This window comes from Rothia sp. 32237D007AR, assembly GCF_053544675.1.
This window is the reverse complement of record NZ_JBPPUO010000003.1, coordinates 187,467-206,815: the sequence shown is the minus strand read 5'-3', so window position 1 is coordinate 206,815 and position 19,349 is coordinate 187,467. Positions and strand designations below refer to the sequence as shown.

Annotated in this window: 17 protein-coding genes, 6 tRNA genes and 1 pseudogene; 7 read left to right on the top strand and 17 right to left on the bottom strand. The window is 57.7% G+C overall.

The genetic code is table 11. From position 1 onward, the window contains the following. Position 1 precedes the first annotated feature (1 nt). The gene (gene rpe / locus ACED87_RS03675; RefSeq protein WP_449082855.1) at positions 2-667 is read right to left on the bottom strand and encodes a ribulose-phosphate 3-epimerase; all 666 of its coding nucleotides are present in this window, start codon (positions 665-667) and stop codon (positions 2-4) included. Between the two features lie 166 nt (positions 668-833). Here rpe and ACED87_RS03670 point away from each other — a divergent pair, with 166 nt between their 5' ends. Next, a complete protein-coding gene (locus ACED87_RS03670; protein WP_449089616.1) occupies positions 834-2,180 on the top strand; it encodes a Na+/H+ antiporter family protein in 1,347 nt (448 codons plus the stop codon). 157 nt (positions 2,181-2,337) lie between these two features. On the opposite strand, the gene ACED87_RS03665 is transcribed toward ACED87_RS03670, so the two are convergent. The 12 genes from ACED87_RS03665 to ACED87_RS03610 form a co-directional block, all read right to left on the bottom strand. Continuing rightward, the gene (locus ACED87_RS03665) at positions 2,338-4,131 is read right to left on the bottom strand and encodes a transcription antitermination factor NusB (protein WP_449089615.1); all 1,794 of its coding nucleotides are present in this window, start codon (positions 4,129-4,131) and stop codon (positions 2,338-2,340) included. Next, positions 4,128-5,054, bottom strand: a complete 927-nt coding sequence (locus ACED87_RS03660) for a methionyl-tRNA formyltransferase (protein ID WP_449082807.1) — start codon at positions 5,052-5,054, stop codon at positions 4,128-4,130. The genes ACED87_RS03665 and ACED87_RS03660 overlap by 4 nt, the downstream gene beginning before the upstream one ends. 38 nt (positions 5,055-5,092) lie before the next feature. Continuing rightward, positions 5,093-5,743 (bottom strand): peptide deformylase, encoded by a 651-nt coding sequence (gene def, locus ACED87_RS03655; protein ID WP_449082805.1) that lies wholly within the window; start codon positions 5,741-5,743, stop codon positions 5,093-5,095. A 23-nt stretch (positions 5,744-5,766) separates the two neighbouring features. Then, positions 5,767-6,648, bottom strand: a complete 882-nt coding sequence (locus ACED87_RS03650; protein WP_449082854.1) for a cytochrome — start codon at positions 6,646-6,648, stop codon at positions 5,767-5,769. Between the two features lie 125 nt (positions 6,649-6,773). Then, a complete protein-coding gene (locus ACED87_RS03645; protein WP_449082804.1) occupies positions 6,774-8,009 on the bottom strand; it encodes a CapA family protein in 1,236 nt (411 codons plus the stop codon). Positions 8,010-8,317: 308 nt separating this feature from the next. Further along, positions 8,318-8,389 (bottom strand) — tRNA-Val (locus ACED87_RS03640). A 1-nt stretch (position 8,390) separates the two neighbouring features. Further along, positions 8,391-8,464: transfer RNA gene (locus ACED87_RS03635), tRNA-Cys, on the bottom strand. Between the two features lie 49 nt (positions 8,465-8,513). Further along, positions 8,514-8,586, bottom strand: a tRNA-Gly gene (locus ACED87_RS03630). Positions 8,587-8,823: 237 nt separating this feature from the next. Continuing rightward, entirely contained in the window at positions 8,824-9,849 is a 1,026-nt protein-coding gene (locus ACED87_RS03625) for a DUF559 domain-containing protein (protein ID WP_321104046.1), read from the bottom strand. A gap of 192 nt (positions 9,850-10,041) precedes the next feature. Then, positions 10,042-10,117, bottom strand: a tRNA-Gly gene (locus ACED87_RS03620). A gap of 33 nt (positions 10,118-10,150) precedes the next feature. Beyond that, positions 10,151-10,222 (bottom strand) — tRNA-Val (locus tag ACED87_RS03615). Positions 10,223-10,245: 23 nt separating this feature from the next. Continuing rightward, positions 10,246-10,318, bottom strand: a tRNA-Gly gene (locus ACED87_RS03610). 233 nt (positions 10,319-10,551) lie between these two features. Here ACED87_RS03610 and ACED87_RS03605 point away from each other — a divergent pair. After that, entirely contained in the window at positions 10,552-11,121 is a 570-nt protein-coding gene (locus tag ACED87_RS03605; protein WP_449082803.1) for a GNAT family N-acetyltransferase, read from the top strand. On the opposite strand, the gene zapE is transcribed toward ACED87_RS03605, so the two are convergent. Next, positions 11,118-12,176 (bottom strand): cell division protein ZapE, encoded by a 1,059-nt coding sequence (zapE, locus tag ACED87_RS03600; RefSeq protein WP_449082802.1) that lies wholly within the window; start codon positions 12,174-12,176, stop codon positions 11,118-11,120. The two genes, ACED87_RS03605 and zapE, sit on opposite strands and share 4 nt — an antisense overlap. Positions 12,177-12,408: 232 nt before the next feature. On the opposite strand from zapE, the gene ybaK reads away from it, so the two are divergent. Next, positions 12,409-12,903, top strand: coding sequence for a Cys-tRNA(Pro) deacylase (ybaK, locus tag ACED87_RS03595; RefSeq protein ID WP_449082801.1), 495 nt, complete (start codon positions 12,409-12,411; stop codon positions 12,901-12,903). Here ybaK and ACED87_RS03590 read toward each other — a convergent pair. Continuing rightward, entirely contained in the window at positions 12,841-14,169 is a 1,329-nt protein-coding gene (locus ACED87_RS03590) for an alpha/beta hydrolase family protein (RefSeq protein ID WP_449082799.1), read from the bottom strand. The genes ybaK and ACED87_RS03590 overlap by 63 nt on opposite strands. An 83-nt stretch (positions 14,170-14,252) precedes the next feature. Here ACED87_RS03590 and msrB point away from each other — a divergent pair, with 83 nt between their 5' ends. The 3 genes from msrB (at position 14,253) to ACED87_RS03575 (ending at position 16,568) form a co-directional block, all read left to right on the top strand. Beyond that, positions 14,253-14,675 (top strand): peptide-methionine (R)-S-oxide reductase MsrB, encoded by a 423-nt coding sequence (gene msrB, locus ACED87_RS03585; protein ID WP_449082797.1) that lies wholly within the window; start codon positions 14,253-14,255, stop codon positions 14,673-14,675. Positions 14,676-14,789: 114 nt separating this feature from the next. Continuing rightward, complete coding sequence (locus tag ACED87_RS03580; RefSeq protein ID WP_449082795.1) at positions 14,790-16,061, top strand: HRDC domain-containing protein; 1,272 nt, start codon at positions 14,790-14,792, stop codon at positions 16,059-16,061. 9 nt (positions 16,062-16,070) lie between these two features. Beyond that, the gene (locus ACED87_RS03575) at positions 16,071-16,568 is read left to right on the top strand and encodes a Rieske (2Fe-2S) protein (RefSeq protein WP_449082793.1); all 498 of its coding nucleotides are present in this window, start codon (positions 16,071-16,073) and stop codon (positions 16,566-16,568) included. Between the two features lie 89 nt (positions 16,569-16,657). On the opposite strand, the gene dxs is transcribed toward ACED87_RS03575, so the two are convergent. After that, positions 16,658-18,634, bottom strand: coding sequence for a 1-deoxy-D-xylulose-5-phosphate synthase (dxs, locus tag ACED87_RS03570; RefSeq protein ID WP_449082791.1), 1,977 nt, complete (start codon positions 18,632-18,634; stop codon positions 16,658-16,660). Positions 18,635-18,883: 249 nt separating this feature from the next. Next, on the bottom strand, positions 18,884-19,042 hold the full coding sequence (locus ACED87_RS03565; RefSeq protein ID WP_449082852.1) for a transposase: 159 nt from the start codon (positions 19,040-19,042) through the stop codon (positions 18,884-18,886). Between the two features lie 18 nt (positions 19,043-19,060). Here ACED87_RS03565 and ACED87_RS03560 point away from each other — a divergent pair. Further along, positions 19,061-19,207 (top strand): annotated as a pseudogene (locus ACED87_RS03560) (zinc ribbon domain-containing protein); the annotation flags it as partial. Positions 19,208-19,349 lie beyond the last annotated feature (142 nt).

Sequence of the window (19,349 nt, the reverse complement as noted above, 5' to 3'; positions counted from 1 at the left end):
CCTAATGGTGGTGGGTGGACGCAGCAGCCCGGCGCAGGCCCGCAATAGCAGCTTCAACATCATCGGCCCCATAGACAGAAGAGCCAGCCACAAAACAAGTAGCCCCAGCCTCAGCTGCACGCACAATAGTTTCTTCAGTGATACCACCATCGACCTGCAAAATCACATCAGCCCCGGAGCCCTCAAGAGCGGCAGCAGCCCGCCTAATCTTCGGCACAGTAACATCAAGGAAGGACTGACCGCCAAAGCCCGGCTCAACGGTCATTAAAAGCAACATATCAATCTCGCTGAGCATATCCAGGTAAGGCTCAACACCGGTAGCCGGGCGCAAGGCCATACCAGCCTTAGCACCACTCTCACGCAAGGTACGAGCCAGCTTAATAGGGGCGATAGCGGCCTCGGCGTGGAAGGTTACCGACTCGCAGCCCACCTCAGCGTAGGCAGGGGCCCAGCGGTCAGCGTCCTCAATCATCAGGTGCACATCAAAGGGAATGGGCGAGACCTCTTTCAAACGCTTGACCACCGGTAAGCCCCAGGTCAGGTTGGGCACAAAATGGCCGTCCATCACGTCAATATGGGCGGCATCAGCAGTTGAGATAGCGGCCAGTTCCTCCCCCAGCCGAGAAAAATCGGCACTCAAAATGGAAGGGTTAATTAGGCAGGTCATAGGCGCTCCGTTCATAGTCAACTCCCCCACCACCTTACACTGACTCCCACCGGAAAAGCGGTTAGAGCATAAGGGCTATCACACCTTAATATCCGAGCCTCAGCAAGCTGAGAAAAGGTCTCAAAAGCTAGAATTTACTCATATTTATTCAAAGGTTAGGAAAATTATGAACTCGGTTCTGCTTGCGGTCCTGGTCATGCTCATCCTCTCCGCAGCACGCGTACACGTCGTCCTCGCACTCTTTATTGGAGCTCTCGTAGGTGGTCTTGTAGGCGGGCTGGATGGCACCATGGTCGCCTACCAGGAGGGCCTCTCTGGCGGTGCTATGCTAGCGCTCTCCTACGCCCTGCTCGGCGCCTTCGCCATGGCAGTTTCAAGCTCGGGCCTGCCCCAGCTCATCGCCAATGGCATCATTAACAAGGTTGGCTCAGAAAGCACGGCGGCCAACCAGCGCATCGAATTTACCGTCAAATGGGTGCTGCTAGCTGGAATTCTAGCGATGTCGGTTATGTCCCAGAACCTCATCCCGGTTCACATTGCCTTCATCCCGCTCATCATTCCGCCCCTGCTAGCTGTCTTCAACCGCTTCAAACTGGATCGACGCCTGATCGCCTGTGTGCTCACCTTCGGTCTGGTCACCACCTACATGTACGTTCCTGTAGGCTTCGGTGCCATCTTCCTGAACGACATTCTGCTGGGCAATATTGAGCGCGCCGGAATGGACACCAGCAACATCGACGTCATGCAGGCCATGGGCATCCCTGCCCTGGGCATGGTTGCAGGTTTGCTCATTGCTGTCTTCTTTAGCTACCGCAAGCCCCGCACCTACCAGGGGTTCGAAATCACCCCCGCAGAAATTGCACCTACCCAGGTCAGCCGGTTTAAGATTATCGTCGCTATTGTTGCTATCATCGCCACCTTCCTGGTGCAGGTCATTATGCAAACCATAGGCACCGAAGCTAATTCCCTACTCGTAGGTGCCCTGGTGGGTCTGACCATTTTCATGGTGACCGGTGCCGTCAAGTGGAGAGAAGCAGACGACGTTTTTACCGCCGGTATGCGCATGATGGCGCTGATTGGTTTCATCATGATTTCAGCCCAGGGTTTTGCCGCTGTTATGGACGCCACCGGGGACGTTGACCCATTGGTCACCACCGTCTCAGACCTCTTTGCTGGTAACCAGTCCGTTGCAGCTATGGCCATGCTCGTTGTTGGTCTTCTGGTGACCATGGGTATTGGTTCTTCCTTCTCAACCCTGCCCATTATCACCACCATCTATGTGCCCCTCTGCCTGGCCCTAGGGTTCTCACCCCTGGCCACTGTTTCTATCATCGGTACCGCTGGTGCCCTGGGTGATGCCGGTTCACCGGCCTCAGATTCTACCCTGGGCCCCACCGCTGGTTTGAATGTTGATGGGCAGCACGATCACATCCGTGATTCAGTGATTCCCACCTTCATCCACTACAACATCCCCCTGCTGATTGCTGGGTGGGTAGCGGCTATGGTTCTCTAATCAGCCCAGCCCTACCACTGGCCACCAGTTGAGTGCACCAGTTGAGCGCTCGACACAATAAAACGGTGTGCCCCTTTTCTTGGGGCACACCGTTTCTTTTTTCAGGCTCTATTAGCTCAAGCCCAATGCCCGCTGTTCTAGCTAGGCTTCGCGATAGCTAGTTCTTACGGAAAAGGGCGAAGAACATGGCATCAGTGCCGTGAACATGCGGCCAAAGCTGAGCGGTACTCGCCCCATCAGCTAAGGTTACCCCCTTAGGGGCTTCCGGGGTGAAGGCCGGGTCACGGTCACCGGCCAGGACGGAGGCACCCAACTCATCGACCCGGGCAACTGCCCGTAAGGCGGCCCCGGAATCCAACAAGGTCACATCGACCTTCCGGAGAATATCGTGCACAATGCTCTGGGTTTCTGCCGTGTGCGGTGAACAAGTCACATAGGCAATCAGGCCGCCGGGGCGGGTGACCGAAGCAGCAGCTGTAAAGAGCTCAAGCTGTAGAGGCAGCAACTCAGCAATATCGCGGGGGCTCTTGCGCCAGCGGGCCTCAGGGCGGCGGCGTAATGCGCCCAGGCCAGAGCAAGGAACATCAACCATCACACGGTCAAAGAGCACACCAGCAGGCATGCTCTCAGGCAGGTTCTTCCCCTCAGCCAGGGTGCGGGCAATCTGGCGCCCGTCCCCAGCGACCACCGAGTAAGAGCCCGCCGGTAGCGGGGCCAAGGAGCGGCGTACCAGTTCGGCCCGGTGCTCAGCAGCCTCATTAGCCAGCAGGCGGGCACCGCGCTGTACACCCAGGGCACCCAGCAGGGCAGCCTTACCACCGGGGCCAGCACACAGGTCAAGCCAGTTGCTGTCGCTGCCCTCAAGCGGAGCAGCAGCCAGAGCCCGGGCAACCAGCTGGGAGCCGGCGTCCTGGGCACGAACCACACCATCACGCACCGATTCGAGCCGGGCCAAATCTCCTGCCGAGTAGAGAGCTGAGCCTTCTACCAGCGGGCCGTCCTTAGCACCTGCGGCGTAAGCCTCATCCAGGTTACCCACACCGGGTAGAGCCACCAGGTTCACCACGGGCGAGAGATTATCAGCATCCAGCAGAGCCTCAACCTCACCGGGGGTACGCCCGTGCGCTGCCAGGGCCTGGCGGAAAGAACGAACCACCCAAGCAGGGTGAGACTTCTCCAAAGCCAGGCGGGTCAGCTCGTCGGGGGCCTCTTCAGCGATGAGGGCATACCAGCTCTCCGGGGTGCGCTCAGAAACCCTGCGCAACACAGCGTTCACAAAGTTAGCCGGGCCAGTTCCAATAGCGGCACGAGCCAGAGCAACCGTCTGGTTGAGTGCCGCATGGTCAGGCACCCGCATGGCCAGCAGCTGGTGCACGCCCAGGCGTAGCACCAGCAGAATCTTGGTACCAATCTTCTCTACCGGGCGGTCCACACAATGAGCCAAAATCGCATCATAGGTGCCCTGGTTCCGCAAGGTGCCGTAGGTGAGCTCAGTGGCAAAACCAGCGTCGCGGGCATCAAGCCGGGCAGCACGAATAGCCTTGGGGAGCACCAGGTTAGCGTAGGAGTCCTCTAAGGCAACAGCACTCAGCACCTCAAAGGCAACAGCACGGGCACTATCTGCGGTGCGGGCACGCTGGGAAGGAGCAGAAGCCGAAAAAGCCCTATCTTTGACCGATTTGCGGTTACGCTCATGCCCCTTGGCGTTACGGCGGGTCTCTCCCCCACCGCCGCGCTTAGCCTCAGGCTCACCACCGGGGTTGCGGTTCCCACGTGAACCGCGGGGATTGGGGGTTCCCCCGCCCTGCCCCTGCTGGGGGCGGTCATCACGCTTACGGGCCCCACTTCGGCCTTGGCCAGCCCGGTTAGCACCAGATTTATTCGCCCCGGCACGGCCCTTACCGCCGTGAGGGCGCCCGCCTGTGCCGTGTCCGCCTGCATTCATGCTCATACCAGCACCACTTTCTGTTCTGCCAGGGCCGCACCCTGACCGCGCGCCCAGTCGGCGGCATTCATCATTTTCTTACCCGCAGGTTGCACCTGGGTCAGTTCGAGGGCACCATCAGCGCAGGTGACAGCCACTTTCTTACCAGCCCAAAAGAGAGTGCCAGGCTCCCCCACAGGCTCAGCATCCAGGGCCTTGACCATACCCAGTTTGAAGCGGGCACCATCAAGTTCTGCCCAGGCACCAGGCTCAGGAGTCACCCCGCGCAACTGGGCGATAATATCAGCAGCAGGGCGAGCGAAATCAACCTTACCGTCAGCAATAGTGAGCTTAGCGGCATGGCTAGCTGGGCCGGTTTGTACAGTACCGGTAGCCCCGGCCGCAATATCGTCAAAGGTTGCAGCCAGCAGAGCCCCACCGGTTGAAGCCAGGCGGTGCAGCATATCCCCGGCAGTGTCCAGCTCCCCCACCACAGCTGATTCTGAGCGGAAGACCGGGCCAGTATCTAACCCGGCATCAATGCGGAAAGTGTTAGAGAAAATCTCCTTCTCCCCTGCCATCAGGGCCCGCTGCACAGGTGCAGCCCCACGCCAAGCAGGAAGCTGAGAAAAATGCAGGTTAATCCACCCTAAGGGCAGCAAATCCAGGGCACTTTGCGGCAAAAGGACGCCAAAAGCCACCACCGCCGCAATATCGGCACCCAGGTAGGCGACAGCGTCCGCAACCTCATCAGACCAGCGGTTAGCCTTGATAATAGGCAGACCCAGCTCCTGGGCACGGGCTGCCACCGGGGAGGCAGTAAGCACCCGCTTACGCCCGACGGGAGCGTCCTCACGGGTCAGAACCCCCACCACCTCATAGCCTGCCTCTAGTAAACCGTTCAGGGGTGCCACGGCAACCTCAGGGGTGCCAGCGTAGAGAACCTTCATGCTTCGCCTTTCCATTACACGTCAACAAACCAGCAGGTTTAGATACCAAAAGCACCAGGCTTTTGAGCGGTACGTTTTTGAGCGGCAGTCTGCTGAGCCCCGCCCGGCTGGGTGCCTACCGCACCGAAGGAACCACCCAAGGCACCAAAACCAGAGGAAGTCTTTGCAGCGCGCTCCCCCTGCACCGCAGCAGCTACCTGGTTATAGTCCGCCTGACGGATCTTACGCCAAATATTCTTCTTATCTTCACCCTCAACCCGGTCGATATACATCATGCCCTCAAGGTGGTCAGTTTCGTGCTGAAGCATACGAGCAAAAAGCCCCTCACCCTCATAGACCACAGGCTCACCCTTACAGTTCACCCCGGTCACACGGGCCCACTTCTTACGCGGAGTAGCAGCAGATAAGCCCGGCACAGACAGGCAGCCTTCACCGCCCTCCTGGGGTTCTTCCCCCACCTCAAGCACGGGGTTAATGATGTGCCCCTCCCGGCCATCAATATTGCCGAAAGTAAAGATTCGCTTAGAAATACCCACCTGGGGCCCGGCAAGACCAACACCCTCAACGTCATGCATGGTTTCAAGCATGTCAGCCACCAGTTTTTCAAGGTCAGCATCGAATACGGTGATGTCGTCGCACTTGGTACGCAGCACAGGGTCGCCTACGGTGCGAATGGGCAAAATAGTCATGCTTCTCTTTCTCGTCAGTGAGGTTAGGACGCCGCCGCGTCAGGAACATCTGTACCGGCAGCTAGCGGGGGCGGCACCACCGGCATCAGGGAATCTTCAGGGGTTTCTGAGAGGTCACGGTTAAGATCCCAGACCCGTTTGAGGGCACAAAACTTGTACCAGTTACGTTCAAGCACCTGAGGGTTGGCCTGTTGCGGCACCACCTGAGTTTCTCCCAGGGCAACGCCCATCAGAATACTGGCACCCCCATGCTTCCAGGGCTCCCAGCTGCCATGTTCAGCATCAATGAGGGCTTCTTCTGCCTTGACCCCGGCCACCAGTTGCATCACAACCTTATCGTCAAGGGGTTTAACCCTGCCTTTACGGTCGGTGCCCTTAGTCTTGTAGTCGATAATGCAGGTGTGCCCGGCAATATCAGCCACTAAATCGAGGGTGCCAGCGTAGCCAACAGTCTCGTTCCAGATCGTGACCTCAGTAGCCAACGGTTGGGGCCGGTAGAGGTCCCACCACTCATCAAACCGGTCAGCATAGGCCTGTTCCCCATGGGCAATGAGATTCTCCCGGTGCCCTTCTACTTCGTGGGGCTGGCCCATAGCGCGCAGGGCCACCTGCTCAGCATAGTTATGGACGCGATCGCCCCGCGCCGCCGCTGCATCACGGTAGCGTTCTGAGGCGGCAGCAGCGTCCCGAATGACCGCAAATTTAAGCCCCGCTGAGCTAGAGGCCCGGTAGGAACGCTGATCTTCAAGGGCAGCCCTAGCAGCCATATAGCCGTGCCAGCCTGAAAGGTCATGAGCCTGCTGCCCAATCACCGTGGTAATAGAAGGAACAAGTAGCTCCCCACCCAGTGTGCGCGCGTACATGCGACCGTGGTCGGTTGCTGACGCTAGCATGGGTGTGGTCACGCGCTCGTCCTGACGTCGGGGGAAAATCGAAAAGCGCCAAGCCTTCACAGCTTACCGGGCGCTCTATCGATTATACGCACCAGGCCCCTATCGCACGAGAGGCCCAAGGGGTTAGACCGCTTACCCTAGTCCCACTGGCGGGCCCCAGCCTCAGCAGCCCCCATAGACTCAACAATCTGCTGAACCCGGGCATTAGACTGCTGGGCGTAACCCTCATCAAGGCAGTTACTCTCAGGACGGCTGGGGGAGGTAACGCAGTAACGGTAGGCCGGGGTATCAACGATAGTGCTAGAAACCCACCGCAAATCGCGCACCTGCCAGTTGCCGTCCGCGTCCCGCTCAAAAATGGGGTTAACCATGATGCCCTCATTATTAGCCACATAGGTGGGTGAAAGCTCGGTGAGGTTATTCCCCATGCCGTAAACAATCCAGGTGCCCTGATAGTTTTCGATAGGCTGCACAGCGTGGGCGTGCTGGCCCACAATCATGTCAAATTCACCTGAATCAACCAGTGCATGGGCCACCTCTACCTGCTGGGCGTTAGGCTCATGCACATACTCATCACCGGCGTGGATATTAGCAATTACCAGGTCAGCACCCTGCTGGCGGGCACGGGTTGCCTTGGCAATCATGGTCTCAGTGTCGAGCATATCGACCTGCCAGTCAGCCTCTGGCAGGTTGCCGTTGAGACCATAAGTTCCGGTGATAATAGCAACCTTAGCCCCGTTTTCGGTAGTAAAAATATCGGGCTGGCTTGCCTCTTCTTCAGTGAGGTTGGTGCCGGTGACGCCCATACCGGCGGCCTCAACAGCCCGGTAGGTTCGCTCCAACCCAGCAGTTCCCCTATCAATGGAGTGGTTAGAGGCGGTCATGCAGACATCCCAGCCAGCCTCAGCGGCGGCCGTGAGAATCTGCGGGGGCACGTTAAAAGCCGGGTAGCCAGAAGGCTGCTCATCGGGGGCGCTGACGGGGGTTTCCATCTGACAAACAGCAAGATCAGCCCGTTCAATATAGGCTTTTTGTTCTGCCATGAGGGGGCCAAAGTCCATACCGTCTTTACCTTGGGCGGCCGCATCGGCTTTAGCCTGAGCCCAGAGCATATTGTGCATGAGGAAGTCCCCGGTAAAGAGCAGGGAAACACAGTCGTTCTCACCGCAGGCACCACCGGCTGCTGAGGCGGTTAGGGCCCCTGCACGGCTGGCCTGTGCACCCTCGTCTGTGGTCACCTGGGTCTGTGCGCCCTGCTGGGTGGTTGCGTCCGCCCCGCCCTGCCCTGGCACCTGGGGGTTGCCTTCCTGCGCCCCGCACCCTGCTAGGGCTAGGGCAGATAGGCAGAGAAATGAGAGCAGGTGTCGGCGCATGGTGGGGTCCTTTAGTTGGGGGATTTATCAGCTCAGTCTACCTAAAAGCCCCCTGGGGCAGGCGTTTATTACTTGATGGTGAGCTGTAGGGGCTTGAAGAACCTGGTCCCTGCTTCTCTCCCCCTCCCCCGCCAGATTCTGCGGGTGCACGAAAAAGCCCCCCAGCGTAGAGCTAGGGAGCTTTTCTGTGTGCGCGATACTGGGATCGAACTAGACGGAAGGAAATTTTCCGAGCTGGCGAGGAAATAAAAATTTCCTGGAGTGGTCACTGGTGAGAACCAGTGGCCACAATGCCCGCATACCATGCGTGCGCGATACTGGGATCGAACCAGTGACCCCTTCCATGTCAAGGAAGTGCGCTACCGCTGCGCCAATCGCGCGTGGAGGTGAGGACGGGACTCGAACCCGCGTACACGGTTTTGCAGACCGTTGCCTAACCACTCGACCACCTCACCACACGCTCAGACCTAAGCCTGAGATGCGAAAACGAGTTGTTTTCGTGAGAGCGGTTGACGAGACTTGAACTCGCGACATCCACCTTGGCAAGGTGGTGCTCTACCAACTGAGCTACAACCGCAACTCGCATTACTATACACGGTGTTGAATGAACTTTCAACCAGATCCCTTCCCCAGACCACCCGCCTCAGCAGCAACGCTCTCGCACCAGACGGCCTCGCACCAGACGGCCTCGCACCCGGCGGCCCGTTCCCCAGGCTTGTTAACTCGTGAGCGTGCGTCATATCGCCCAGCGTGCGGCAGGCAAGTGCACGCTGGGCGATATGACGCACGCTCGGTAAAGCTCTTGAGCTTGATTCTAAGAAACAGGCTTCAAGCCATGGCGCATGAGCAAATCCTTAAGAACCTCAGGGTGCCGAGTGAGGTCACTCCACCTCACACGCACCACAGTGTAGCCAAGTTGTTCAAGTTCCCTTTGCCGCAGATGCTCCTGCTGTATTACTTCAACTGGCTCACCGTAGGTTCCGTCATATTTCACAGCGCCATCAACTTCTAAGATGAGCATCAGCTCCTCCCACAGGAAATCTGGCCGATAGACCCTGCCTTTCACTACACATGCAGCCTGTTCTTTCGGCCGGGGAAAATTCCAATCAATTATGTGATTTCTAGCGATGGTTTCAGCAGGAGAAGCAGCATGTCTACTCATTCGTTGTGCAACGCAACGTGCTCGAGCAGCCCCGCGCCCTGTCACCTGGGTGAGTGCCTGCTGGAGTGCTGCTGATGAGCAAAGTTTGCTGTGAAGCAGGTAGTCAACGATGCACAATGCTTCAATCAGAGGTAGAGAACGGGCACAGTCCACCGCCGTCTGGGCTGGGTCAGTCAGATAAACCCCGTGATGAAGTAGCGCACTGCCGCATTCTGCTGGCCGGTTAGAAAAAATCTTATGGTGGGGCACCCTTGACCTGATATGTGCCGATGGCACACTAGCCCAGATCTGCCCGGGCAGGTTGAGCAAGGGCGCGCCCCAAAAGAGTGCCGCTGATGAATGGCTCAGCACATAGCCTGGGTGGTTTTTGCTAAAGGCATAGTGGCGAACTTTTAGTTTTTGTTCTGGGTTCAGGGTGGCCCATTCTTGGGTTAAGCAGTAGCTGTTGGGGGCGATTTTGGTGTAGGTGCCTTGTGCACAGTAGGTGCGGACGCGTGTGTGCGAGATACCTTGTGCGGCAAGTTCTTGTGAGGTTTTGACCCTCTTGTTTAGTTCTTCCATAGCGCTATTGTGAAACCTGATGCAGCAGGTATGGTTTATTTCTAAACATTTCAGCGACACTGTGGATAACCCCTGTATTTTTCTGAAAAGTCTTGGGCTGAAACCAAAGTTTTCCACACTCTGATGGCTACCTCTTCTTAGCGAGCGTGCGTCATATCGCCCAGCGTGCGGCAGGCAAGTGCACGCTGGGCGATATGACGCACGCTCGCAGGGTGAACCCCCGTTTTCAGTCAAATACTCGGGATTCTGGGCAGCGCCTACTTGGAGAGGGCAAGAGAAAAGCCCCGGTTCAGTGAACCGGGGCTTGCCTGGAGCGGTTGACGAGACTTGAACTCGCGACATCCACCTTGGCAAGGTGGTGCTCTACCAACTGAGCTACAACCGCAGATGCAATTATTTGCAGTGGATTTTCATCCAGTGCGCGATACTGGGATCGAACCAGTGACCCCTTCCATGTCAAGGAAGTGCGCTACCGCTGCGCCAATCGCGCATAACACTCGTGAGAGTGTTGCGAGCGGTTGACGAGACTTGAACTCGCGACATCCACCTTGGCAAGGTGGTGCTCTACCAACTGAGCTACAACCGCATTGTGTTTCAGTTCCTTTGGGGAACCGAACCAACGAGAAAATACTTTACACACTTTTTGAGGCTCTGCCAAATCGGGCAGCACCTTCTTGTAAACCCTTTTTTACCGCGTATTTTCGGGGTTTTTGCCGCAAGTTCTGGGTTTGACCCAAAATTTTTCTTTTATGCCTTGCACCACATTATCCTGGGGTGCGTAGACTGGGCAGAAAGTTTTCTATCGAATGTGGAGTTGGTATGCACCCCCAGCTATTAACCGAACGCTTTACCTTGCGCCCTTTACGGGAGGCTGACGCAATAGCAATCAACCAGGCCTGCCAAGACCCGGATATTCAGCGTTTTTGCCTGTCTGTTCCGCTCAATTACACAGAGCAAACAGCCCGCGATTTTATTGCTTATACGCATCAGGCCGGTGAGAGTGGGCATGAGCTGGTGTGGGGTATTGATGCCAGCGGTGTATTGGCTGGCGTGGTGAGCCTCTTTAACGTCACAGATTCTGCTGCGGAGGTGGGGTACTGGTTAGCGCCAGGTAGTCGCGGGCAGGGGCTGATAACTGAAGCCCTGGGAATGGTTGCGGGGTTTGCGCTGGACCCTCAGGGGCTTGGTCTTGACCGGCTGATTTGGAAGGCCTTGGTGGAGAACGGTTCTTCTGAGCAGGTGGTGCGCAGGGTTGGTTTTACTGATTTTCGTACTCTTCTGAAGAGTGAACCAGGCCGCCCCTTAGAGGACGGCTCTGTCCCCCTGCTCGATGTTCGGGCTGCGGAGCTGACCCGGGATCGTTGGGCTGAGTTGGGGTTCCCCGGCTAGGCTGCCTCGCTGAGCGTCCCTTGGCGGGCTAGGGCGGTCAGGCGTGAAATCGCGCGGAAGTATTTCTTTTGGTAGCCGCCGGCCATCATCTCTTCGGCAAAGACCTGGTCAAAGGGCACCCCGGAGGCGATGATGGGCAGGTCCTTGTCGTAGAGGCGGTCAGCGAGTACGACGAAGCGTAGGGCTACTGCCTGTTGGGTGATGGTGGTGACCTTGTGCCAGGCGATGGCGTCGATACCGTCGATGAGTTGGCGGTAGCGGGAGGGGTGTACGCGGGAGAGATGGTCGATGAGGGTTTCAAAGTCGTCGATGGCGACAGTTCCTAGAGTCCCGAAGCGTTCCTCAACAAGGTTTTCTAGGTCGGTGTCTGCTACGGGTGCAGGTGCAGCTGGTAGGCCGCGGTGGCGGAAGTCTTCCCCATCGACGCGGAGAACATCAAACTGGTCGGCCAGCACCTGGATTTCGCGTTTGAAGTCGGCAGCTGCGAAGCGGCCTTCACCTAGGGCGCCGGGCAGGGTGTTGGAGGTGGCAACAATTTTTACACCGGCTTCGGCTAGTTCGCGCATGAGGCGGGACATCAGGACGGTGTCACCGGGGTCATCGAGTTCAAATTCGTCGATGCAGACCAGCTTGTAGTGGGAGAGCGCTTCAAGGGTTTTGCGGAAGGTGAGGGCGCCGACCAGGTTGGTGTATTCGACGAAGGTGCCGAAGGCTTTAGGGCCTTCCACCATGTGCCAGAGGGAGGCCAGCAGGTGGGTTTTACCCACGCCGAAGCCGCCGTCTAGGTAGAGCCCTGCCTTGGTGGCGTCCTTTTTCTTGCCGCTGCCAAAGAGTTTCGAGAAGAACCCTCCCCCGCTGGCTGACCCGCTACGGTTGATGGTTTCACCGAAGACGCGCAGGGCGTCCACGGCTGCTTGTTGGGTGGGCTGGGCGGGGTCGGGGTGGTAGGTATTGAAAGACACTTCACCGAATCGTTCTGAGGGCCGGAACCCTGAGAGTAGTTCGTCGGCTGAGACGTGGGGGGTGCGGTCGGTGAGGTGGGTATAGGTTGCCACGGGCGGTCTTTCACTTGGGCGCGGCGGTGCGCTGGTGCTGGGTACACCCACAGTCTAGTAGCTGGCGGGGAGGGTTACCCAATCTTGCGACAGGTCTTAGTGGCTGACTGACTTTAAGCCGGTTGGCTTGTTCACAGATTGCTTTATCAGGCGGTGGGCGGACGCCGGTGGGCGGCTTCTCGTTTTAAGCTGGTAGGTGCAGACCGGTCATTGAGTGAAAGGATGAGAGCTGATGGCTAAGGCAAAGAAGAAGGGGGCAGCTACTGCTGCCCTGGCGCTGTTGCAGCAGTCGGGCACCGCTTTTGAGGTGCGCGAGTATGAGCATGTTGATGGTGAGACGAACTTTGGGTTGGAGGCTGCACAGAAGCTGGGCCGCTCACCTGAGCAGGTTTTTAAGACTCTCATGATTACTCATGAGAAGGATTTTGCGATTTGTGTGGTGCCGGTCGGTGGCAAGCTGAATGTGAAGGCTGCGGCGGCGGCTTTGGGTTGGAAGTCAGCGAAGATGGCTGCCCCAGATGTTGCAGAGAAACGCACCGGCTATGTGGTTGGTGGGATTTCGCCCTTGGGGCAGAAGACGGCTCACCCTACTTTGGTGGATGAGACGGCCCAGTTATTTGACACGATTTTGGTCTCTGGTGGTCGCCGTGGGCTAGATGTTGAGCTAGCTGCCGACGATTTGGTCGCCCTGACGCAGGGGGCTTACGCCGATATTGCGGCTGCTTAGCCAGTTGGTGACGGTCTCGAACCAGCGTTGGGGGTCTACGTTCCATTCGCGGGTGTGAGGGGCCTTGTCAAAGGGCACGAAGTCCACCAGGGCTGAGAGCTCTGCTAGGGCCTGGGAGGGCTGGTGGGGTACGTAGGTGTCATCGACCGAGTGCATGATTAGGGTGGGCACGGTGATGTCGTCTGCCCGGTGGGGCCAGGAAATCTGTTGCAGGCTGATGGGTTCTTTCAGCCCGGTGAGGGTGCTGAGGGCAGGGTGGGTAATCATCTGCACCCCCAGCTGGCCGATGCGCAGAGGAATCTTGTTCAGGTGGGTGTGGTACTGGATGAGCTCAAGCCAGTCCAGGGCAGGGCCATCGAGTACCAGGGCTTCAATAGCCCAGCGGTTGCGGGCTAAATCGGCGGTCTGCATGCAGATGGACCCGCCCATGGACCACCCAAAGAGCACCACGCTGCGAGCGCCGTGGGTGAGGGCGTAGTCGATGGCTATTTCGACGTCTCGCCATTCGGTGAAGCCTAGCCCGTAGCGGCCGTCTTCGCTGGCGGGTGCTTCGCGGTCGTTGCGGTAGCTCATGTGTAGGCTGGTGAGACCTAGTGCCTGGGTGGCGTGGAGTGCGCGGAGGGTTTCGGCGCGGGTTGCGCCCATGCCGTGGACCATGATGGCCCAGGTTTCACTCGGTTGTGTGCCCTGGTTTTCTTCGCTTTTTTCTTCGCTTGATTCTTCGTTTAGTCTGGCGGCGGGGTGGATCACCCAGGCAGGGGCTGGGCCTACCGGTAGGGAAAGCTCAATGTCCTCTGCCTGGTAGCCGGCCATGGCCGGGCCTGTGGCGACTACTCCGGTCAGGCGTCCGCGCTTAATGTCGGTGATGTCGCCCCGGTAGATTTTTTCGATGCTTCGCACCACGGTTTTGTCCCCTGGTAGGTAGGAGGTTAGTTCCCCTAAAAGGGCGAAGCCTGCCCCTCCTGAGAAGTAGAAGCCGTAGTGCCCTGGGGCTAGGGTGTAGTCGGTGGCGTCGATGCGGATGCTGGTGGGCTGCTGGTCTTGGTCTATATCGGCGCTCTTATAGCCCAGGGAGTGGACGCGGACGTCCTCAACTGGGGCTTTGGGGGGAACCACAACTTTTCGGGCGAAGTGGGTGGCGACCCCTGCTGCGCCTAGGGCCGCTGTGCAGGCCAGGGTCGCCCCGGCGGCGCCGGCGGCACCAGCGACGGTGGCCAAGGTGAGGGTGCGGGCAGAGGTCTTACGTGCTGCGTGCTCAATAGCCATAGTGCCCAGTGTACGGGAATAAGTGCCTCTTGTGCCTGCTTATACTGGTGAACAGATACCGCTGTGATGAAAGCGAGCAAACCATGAGTGATTCTCTGCCTGGTCTTGGTGCTGTCACTAAGAATTGGAAGGAGGTACTGAACCCAGATGAGTACGCTGTGCTGCGTCAAGGTGGTACGGAGCGGGCTTTTACCGGCCAGTATTGGGATACGAAAACTGAGGGTGTGTATGCGTGTAGGGCCTGCGGTGCTGAGCTTTTTCGTTCTACGGAGAAGTTTGAGAGCCACTGTGGTTGGCCTTCTTTCTTTGAGCCGCTAGCTGCTGACCGGGTGCGCTATGTTGTGGACCGGTCTATGGGGATGGTGCGCCGTGAGGTGCGCTGCGCTGCCTGTGATTCGCACCTGGGGCATGTGTTTGAGGGTGAGGGGTACGATACCCCCACTGACCTGCGCTACTGCATTAATTCCATTAGCCTCAGGCTCCACGAAAAGCCTGTGGAATCGTAAGGTAAAACTTGCGCACTCTCCTAGCTCCTGAGGGGTTAGGTGCCTGTGTAGCCCCATGTGGCTGGGTAAAGCTGGCATAATGGGGAGGTAGTTTTTCCACCGGAAGGGAGTTTTATGGTGGCGCAACCTGAAGGGGGAACAGGTGCTCATTTTGTTTTACCCGAAGGGGTAACTATTCCTGAGCTGGTCTATCTGGACGAGCCTGAGGGCGGGACCCCCAGCGTCATTAATACTGAGCGTGGCCTGCGGCGTGTTGCCGATATTTTGGCGGCCGAGAGCGGCCCGGTTGCGGTTGATACTGAGCGAGCTTCTGGTATTCGCTATGGTCAGCGCGCTTTTTTGGTGCAGCTCAAGCGCGGGAATTCTGGGGTGATTCTGATTGACCCCGAAAGCTTTGATGATCTTACCCCCATTAATGAGGCCCTGGCTGGGGCTGAGTGGGTGCTTCATGCTGCCACCCAGGATTTACCCTGTTTAGCTGAGATTGGTATGTACCCTGATGCGCTCTTTGATACTGAGCTGGGCGGACGCCTGGCGGGGTTTGAGCGCGTGGGGCTGGGCTATATGGTGGAGAACCTGCTGGGCTATAAGTTGGCTAAGGAGCATTCTGCGGTGGACTGGTCCCACCGCCCTTTGCCTACTGCCTGGCTAAATTATGCGGCTTTAGATGTTGATGTTCTGCTTGATTTGCGCGATGCGGTGGAAGAAGAGCTGCGCGCCCAGGGCAAGCTGTCCTATGCTCTTGAAGAGTTCCGGTATGTCTGTGAGCACCCGGAGCGGGAAGAGAAACCCGACCCCTGGCGTAAAACTAAGGGTATTCGTGATGTGAGGACCCGCCGCCAGCTCACTGCCCTGCGCAACCTCTGGTATGAGCGTGAGCACCTGGCACAGAAGAAGGATCTTGCCCCTAAACGGCTGCTACCTGATGCCTCTTTGATTACTGCGGCCCGGCTGATGCCGCGTACTGTTCCTGCTATTTTGCAGATCCCTGGTTTTCAGACGCGGGCTTTGAAACGGGAGGCCCCTCGGTGGTTGAAGGCCCTGGCTGAGGCTAAGAAGGAGGCTGATCCGGTACCTTTTACCACCCCTGCCTCTGGCCCTCCGCCGCTCAAGGCTTGGGAGGTTAAGCGCCCTGAGTCTGCCCTTTTGATTGCTGAGGCTAAGCCTGCGGTGCTTGCTGTGGGTGAGCGCTTGAATATACCGCAGGAAAATGTTTTAGCCCCCGATGTCTTACGCCGGTTGTGTTGGGATCCGCCTGCTGGGTCGTCTCTGGAGGAAATAAAGGGAGCCCTGCTTGACCTGGGGGCGCGCCAGTGGCAGATTGAACTCATGGCCTCTGACCTGGCTGATATTTTTGCTCGGGTCAGAAATGTATCGAAGAAATAAGGTTGGATTATGTGCACTAACTGTGGTTGTCAGAAGGAAAAGAAGGACGCCCCCACACCGGCGGAACAGGCTGGGGCCGGTGAGCGCGGGCTAACTCGCCGCCAGGCTGTTGCTGGCACGGCGGGGCTAGGTGCCGGTGCTGCGCTGCTGACTGCCTGCGGTGGTTCGGGTGAGTCTGAGAGTTTGACCGCTAGCGATGGCCGCCCGCCCAAGCCCACCGATATGGCTGCTGTTGAGGATGTCCCGGTCGGGGGCGTTATTCAGGCGAATAATGACGGGGTGACCGTGATGATTACCCAGCCGACTGCGGGCACCTTCCACGCCTTCTCATCGGTATGCACCCACCAGGGCTGCCAGCTCAACGCCCAGCAGGAAAAAACTATGGTCTGCCCCTGCCACACGTCCTTATTCTCTTTAGAGGACGGTTCGGTGCAAGGCGGCCCGGCTGAAACTGCCCTGCCTGAGTTCACAGTTGATATCAAGGACGGCCGGATCTGGGTTTCCTAGGATAAAAAGTTACGGGATTGGCAGCCTCACGCTCGCTGTGAGCCTGCCAATCCCGTTCTAGACATACCTTACGGTGCCTTCATTGTCACCTAGCTGATGTGCTTAGGTTTTTCCCCTTCGGTGCGGGCAAAAGGAACCATGTTCCCAGCAAGCTGAGCCAGAATATCGGCACTGATTTTTTCAGGGGTCAGCCCAACCTCTTCGAGGATTTCTTCTCGTTCGGCGTGCTTAATGAACTCAGCTGGCAGGCCAAGTTCGTTGAGGGCGGTGTCAATGCCCGCTGCTCGCATTTCTTGGCGGATGCGCGAACCTACCCCACCTGCCCGCACCCCGTCCTCTAGGGAAACAACGATGCGGTGTTCACCGGCAAGGGTGAGGACGCTGGCAGGGACGGGCATAACCCAGCGGGGGTCAATGACGGTGACGCTGACTCCCTGCTCGGTAAGCAGGGCTGCGGTATCAAGAGCTAGGCGGGCGAAGGCACCCACGCCGATCAGGAGCACATCACGTTGGCCGCTCTCTGCATTGGGTTCGCCCTGGCGGGCTAGGACGTCCGTACCGTCAGTTAGACGTTCCAGGGCAGGGATGTCGGTGCCCACTGAACCCTTGGGGTAGCGCACCACGGTGGGGGCCTGGCACATTGACACAGCTTCACGCAGTTCTTCGCGTAGGGTTGCAGCATCGCGGGGGGCAGCTAGGTGCAGGCCAGGGATAAACTGGAGCATGGCCAGATCCCACATGCCATGGTGGGAGGCCCCATCGGGGCCGGTGATACCGGAGCGATCCAGCACGATAGTAACCCCAGCCTTGTGCAGGGCAACGTCCATGAGTAGCTGGTCAAAGCCGCGGTTAAGGAAGGTGGCGTAAAGAGCAATGACAGGGTGCTGGCCCCCGTAGGCTAGACCGGCGCTCATAGCCACCGCATGCTGCTCGGCAATGCCTACGTCAATGACGCGCTCAGGGTGGGCTGCGGCCATAAGGTTAAGCCCAACAGGGATGAGCATGGCGCCGGTAATGCCAACAATATCCTCACGTTCATCAGCGATATCTTTAATTTCTTGGGCAAAGACACTGGTCCAGGAGGTTCCGGAGGACTGAGCCAGGGCCTGGCCGGTGCCAGGGTCAATCACACCCACCGCGTGGAACATGTCGTCCTTATTGCTGACTGCGGGGGCGTAGCCGTGCCCCTTTTCAGTAATGGCGTGCACGATAACGGGGCCACCAAATTTTTTGGCTGATTCGAGGGCTGTTTCTACAGCCTCTATATCGTGCCCGTCAATGGGGCCCACATACTTCATGCCAAGATCTTCAAAGATGCCGCCGGGGACCATGACGTCCTTAATTCCGGCTTTCATACCGTGCAGGCCGCGGTAAATCATCTGCCCCACTGAGCCACCCTTTTGTAGCTTGGTACGGGCAGCCGCCAGGGTGCGCTCATAGCGCGAATCTAGGCGCACCTTATCCAGGCGGTTCTGCAATTCGTGTTGCAGGGCAGCTAGCTGGTTGGCGAAGCCACCGACGGTAGGGGCATAAGAGCGGCCGTTATCGTTGACCACAATAATGACCTTACGGTTCTTATCTGCCGCGATGTTGTTAATAGCCTCCCAGGCCATGCCGCCGGTGAGGGCACCGTCGCCAATGAGGGCCACCGTGTAGCGGTCTTTTTGGCCGGTGAGCTGGTAGGCGCGAGAAATACCGTCTACCCAAGAAAGAGAGGAGGACGCGTGAGAGGACTCCACAATATCGTGTTCAGATTCTGCGCGTTCAGGGTAGCCAGCGATACCGCCCTTTTGGCGGAGAGTCCCAAAATGGTGGCGGCCAGTGACCAGCTTGTGCACATAGGACTGGTGGCCAGTATCAAAAACAATGGAATCGTGAGGGGAGTTAAAAACCCGGTGGATACCCATGGTCAGCTCCACAACACCCAGGTTAGGGCCTAGGTGCCCGCCGGTGCGAGAGACATTATTAACGAGGAACTCACGAATCTCTTGGGCAAGCTCGGTGAGCTGCTCAGAATCTAGAGCGTTCAGATCACTTGGCTCACCGATAGTTTCTAGTAGTCCCACGATTACTCCCCCCGTTCACCGGCTAGTTGCGCCCCAACGTCCTTGTAGCTGTGGGCCACGCTCACCGGTTAAAAGTCTCTTGTGTTGCAATTAAATAACTTTACCCCTTTCAGTGCAGGTTTAGCGATTCACACTATGAACAGGGGCGTGGCGCTTGTGTTTCAGTTTGGTTTTCTCACGCGTGGCGTTTTTCAAGATTGTTTGAGGATGGATTCCCCGCCCCCCGTGGGCAGGGAAGAAACCCGACCTTTACCCCCGCTTCTTCTGATCCTGAATATATCGACGCACGGTCTGTTCGCTCACATGCCCCACCGACCCGTAGTAAGTAGACGGCGACCAGAGACCTGACCCCCAGAATTTTCTCCCCTTGAGTTGGGGGAAGGCTGTGAAAATATGGACAGCTGAGATGCTTTTGAGTCTTATACCTCCCGGCGATGCTCAACCTGCGGACATACCGCAAAGAACAACCGTTCCAAAGGTATGTTCATCTGCCGCTTATGCGGGTTTGTCGCTAACGCTGATATGAACGCTGCGATTAATATCAGGGACAAATATCTTCTCTCTACCCTGTAGGTAGAGCAGGGTGTTCGTCAATCACCTGTATGGATAGGTGTGCTGCTCGTAGAGTGGTGCCTATGTCCAAGCTGCGCCTCTTGTGGGCGTAGCAATTGACATATATTTATGAGCCGCTATTATCAGTGTCCAGCAGCTCACG

Coding starts and splice junctions, on each gene's coding strand:
- rpe (WP_449082855.1), bottom strand. CDS start 667: ATGACCTGCCTAATTAACCCTTCCATTTTGAGTGCCGATTTTTCTCGG.
- msrB (WP_449082797.1), top strand. CDS start 14,253: ATGAGTGATTCTCTGCCTGGTCTTGGTGCTGTCACTAAGAATTGGAAG.
- ACED87_RS03575 (WP_449082793.1), top strand. CDS start 16,071: ATGTGCACTAACTGTGGTTGTCAGAAGGAAAAGAAGGACGCCCCCACA.
- ACED87_RS03645 (WP_449082804.1), bottom strand. CDS start 8,009: ATGCGCCGACACCTGCTCTCATTTCTCTGCCTATCTGCCCTAGCCCTA.
- ybaK (WP_449082801.1), top strand. CDS start 12,409: ATGGCTAAGGCAAAGAAGAAGGGGGCAGCTACTGCTGCCCTGGCGCTG.
- def (WP_449082805.1), bottom strand. CDS start 5,743: ATGACTATTTTGCCCATTCGCACCGTAGGCGACCCTGTGCTGCGTACC.
- ACED87_RS03580 (WP_449082795.1), top strand. CDS start 14,790: ATGGTGGCGCAACCTGAAGGGGGAACAGGTGCTCATTTTGTTTTACCC.
- ACED87_RS03665 (WP_449089615.1), bottom strand. CDS start 4,131: ATGAGCATGAATGCAGGCGGACACGGCACAGGCGGGCGCCCTCACGGC.
- ACED87_RS03670 (WP_449089616.1), top strand. CDS start 834: ATGAACTCGGTTCTGCTTGCGGTCCTGGTCATGCTCATCCTCTCCGCA.
- ACED87_RS03660 (WP_449082807.1), bottom strand. CDS start 5,054: ATGAAGGTTCTCTACGCTGGCACCCCTGAGGTTGCCGTGGCACCCCTG.
- ACED87_RS03590 (WP_449082799.1), bottom strand. CDS start 14,169: ATGGCTATTGAGCACGCAGCACGTAAGACCTCTGCCCGCACCCTCACC.
- ACED87_RS03605 (WP_449082803.1), top strand. CDS start 10,552: ATGCACCCCCAGCTATTAACCGAACGCTTTACCTTGCGCCCTTTACGG.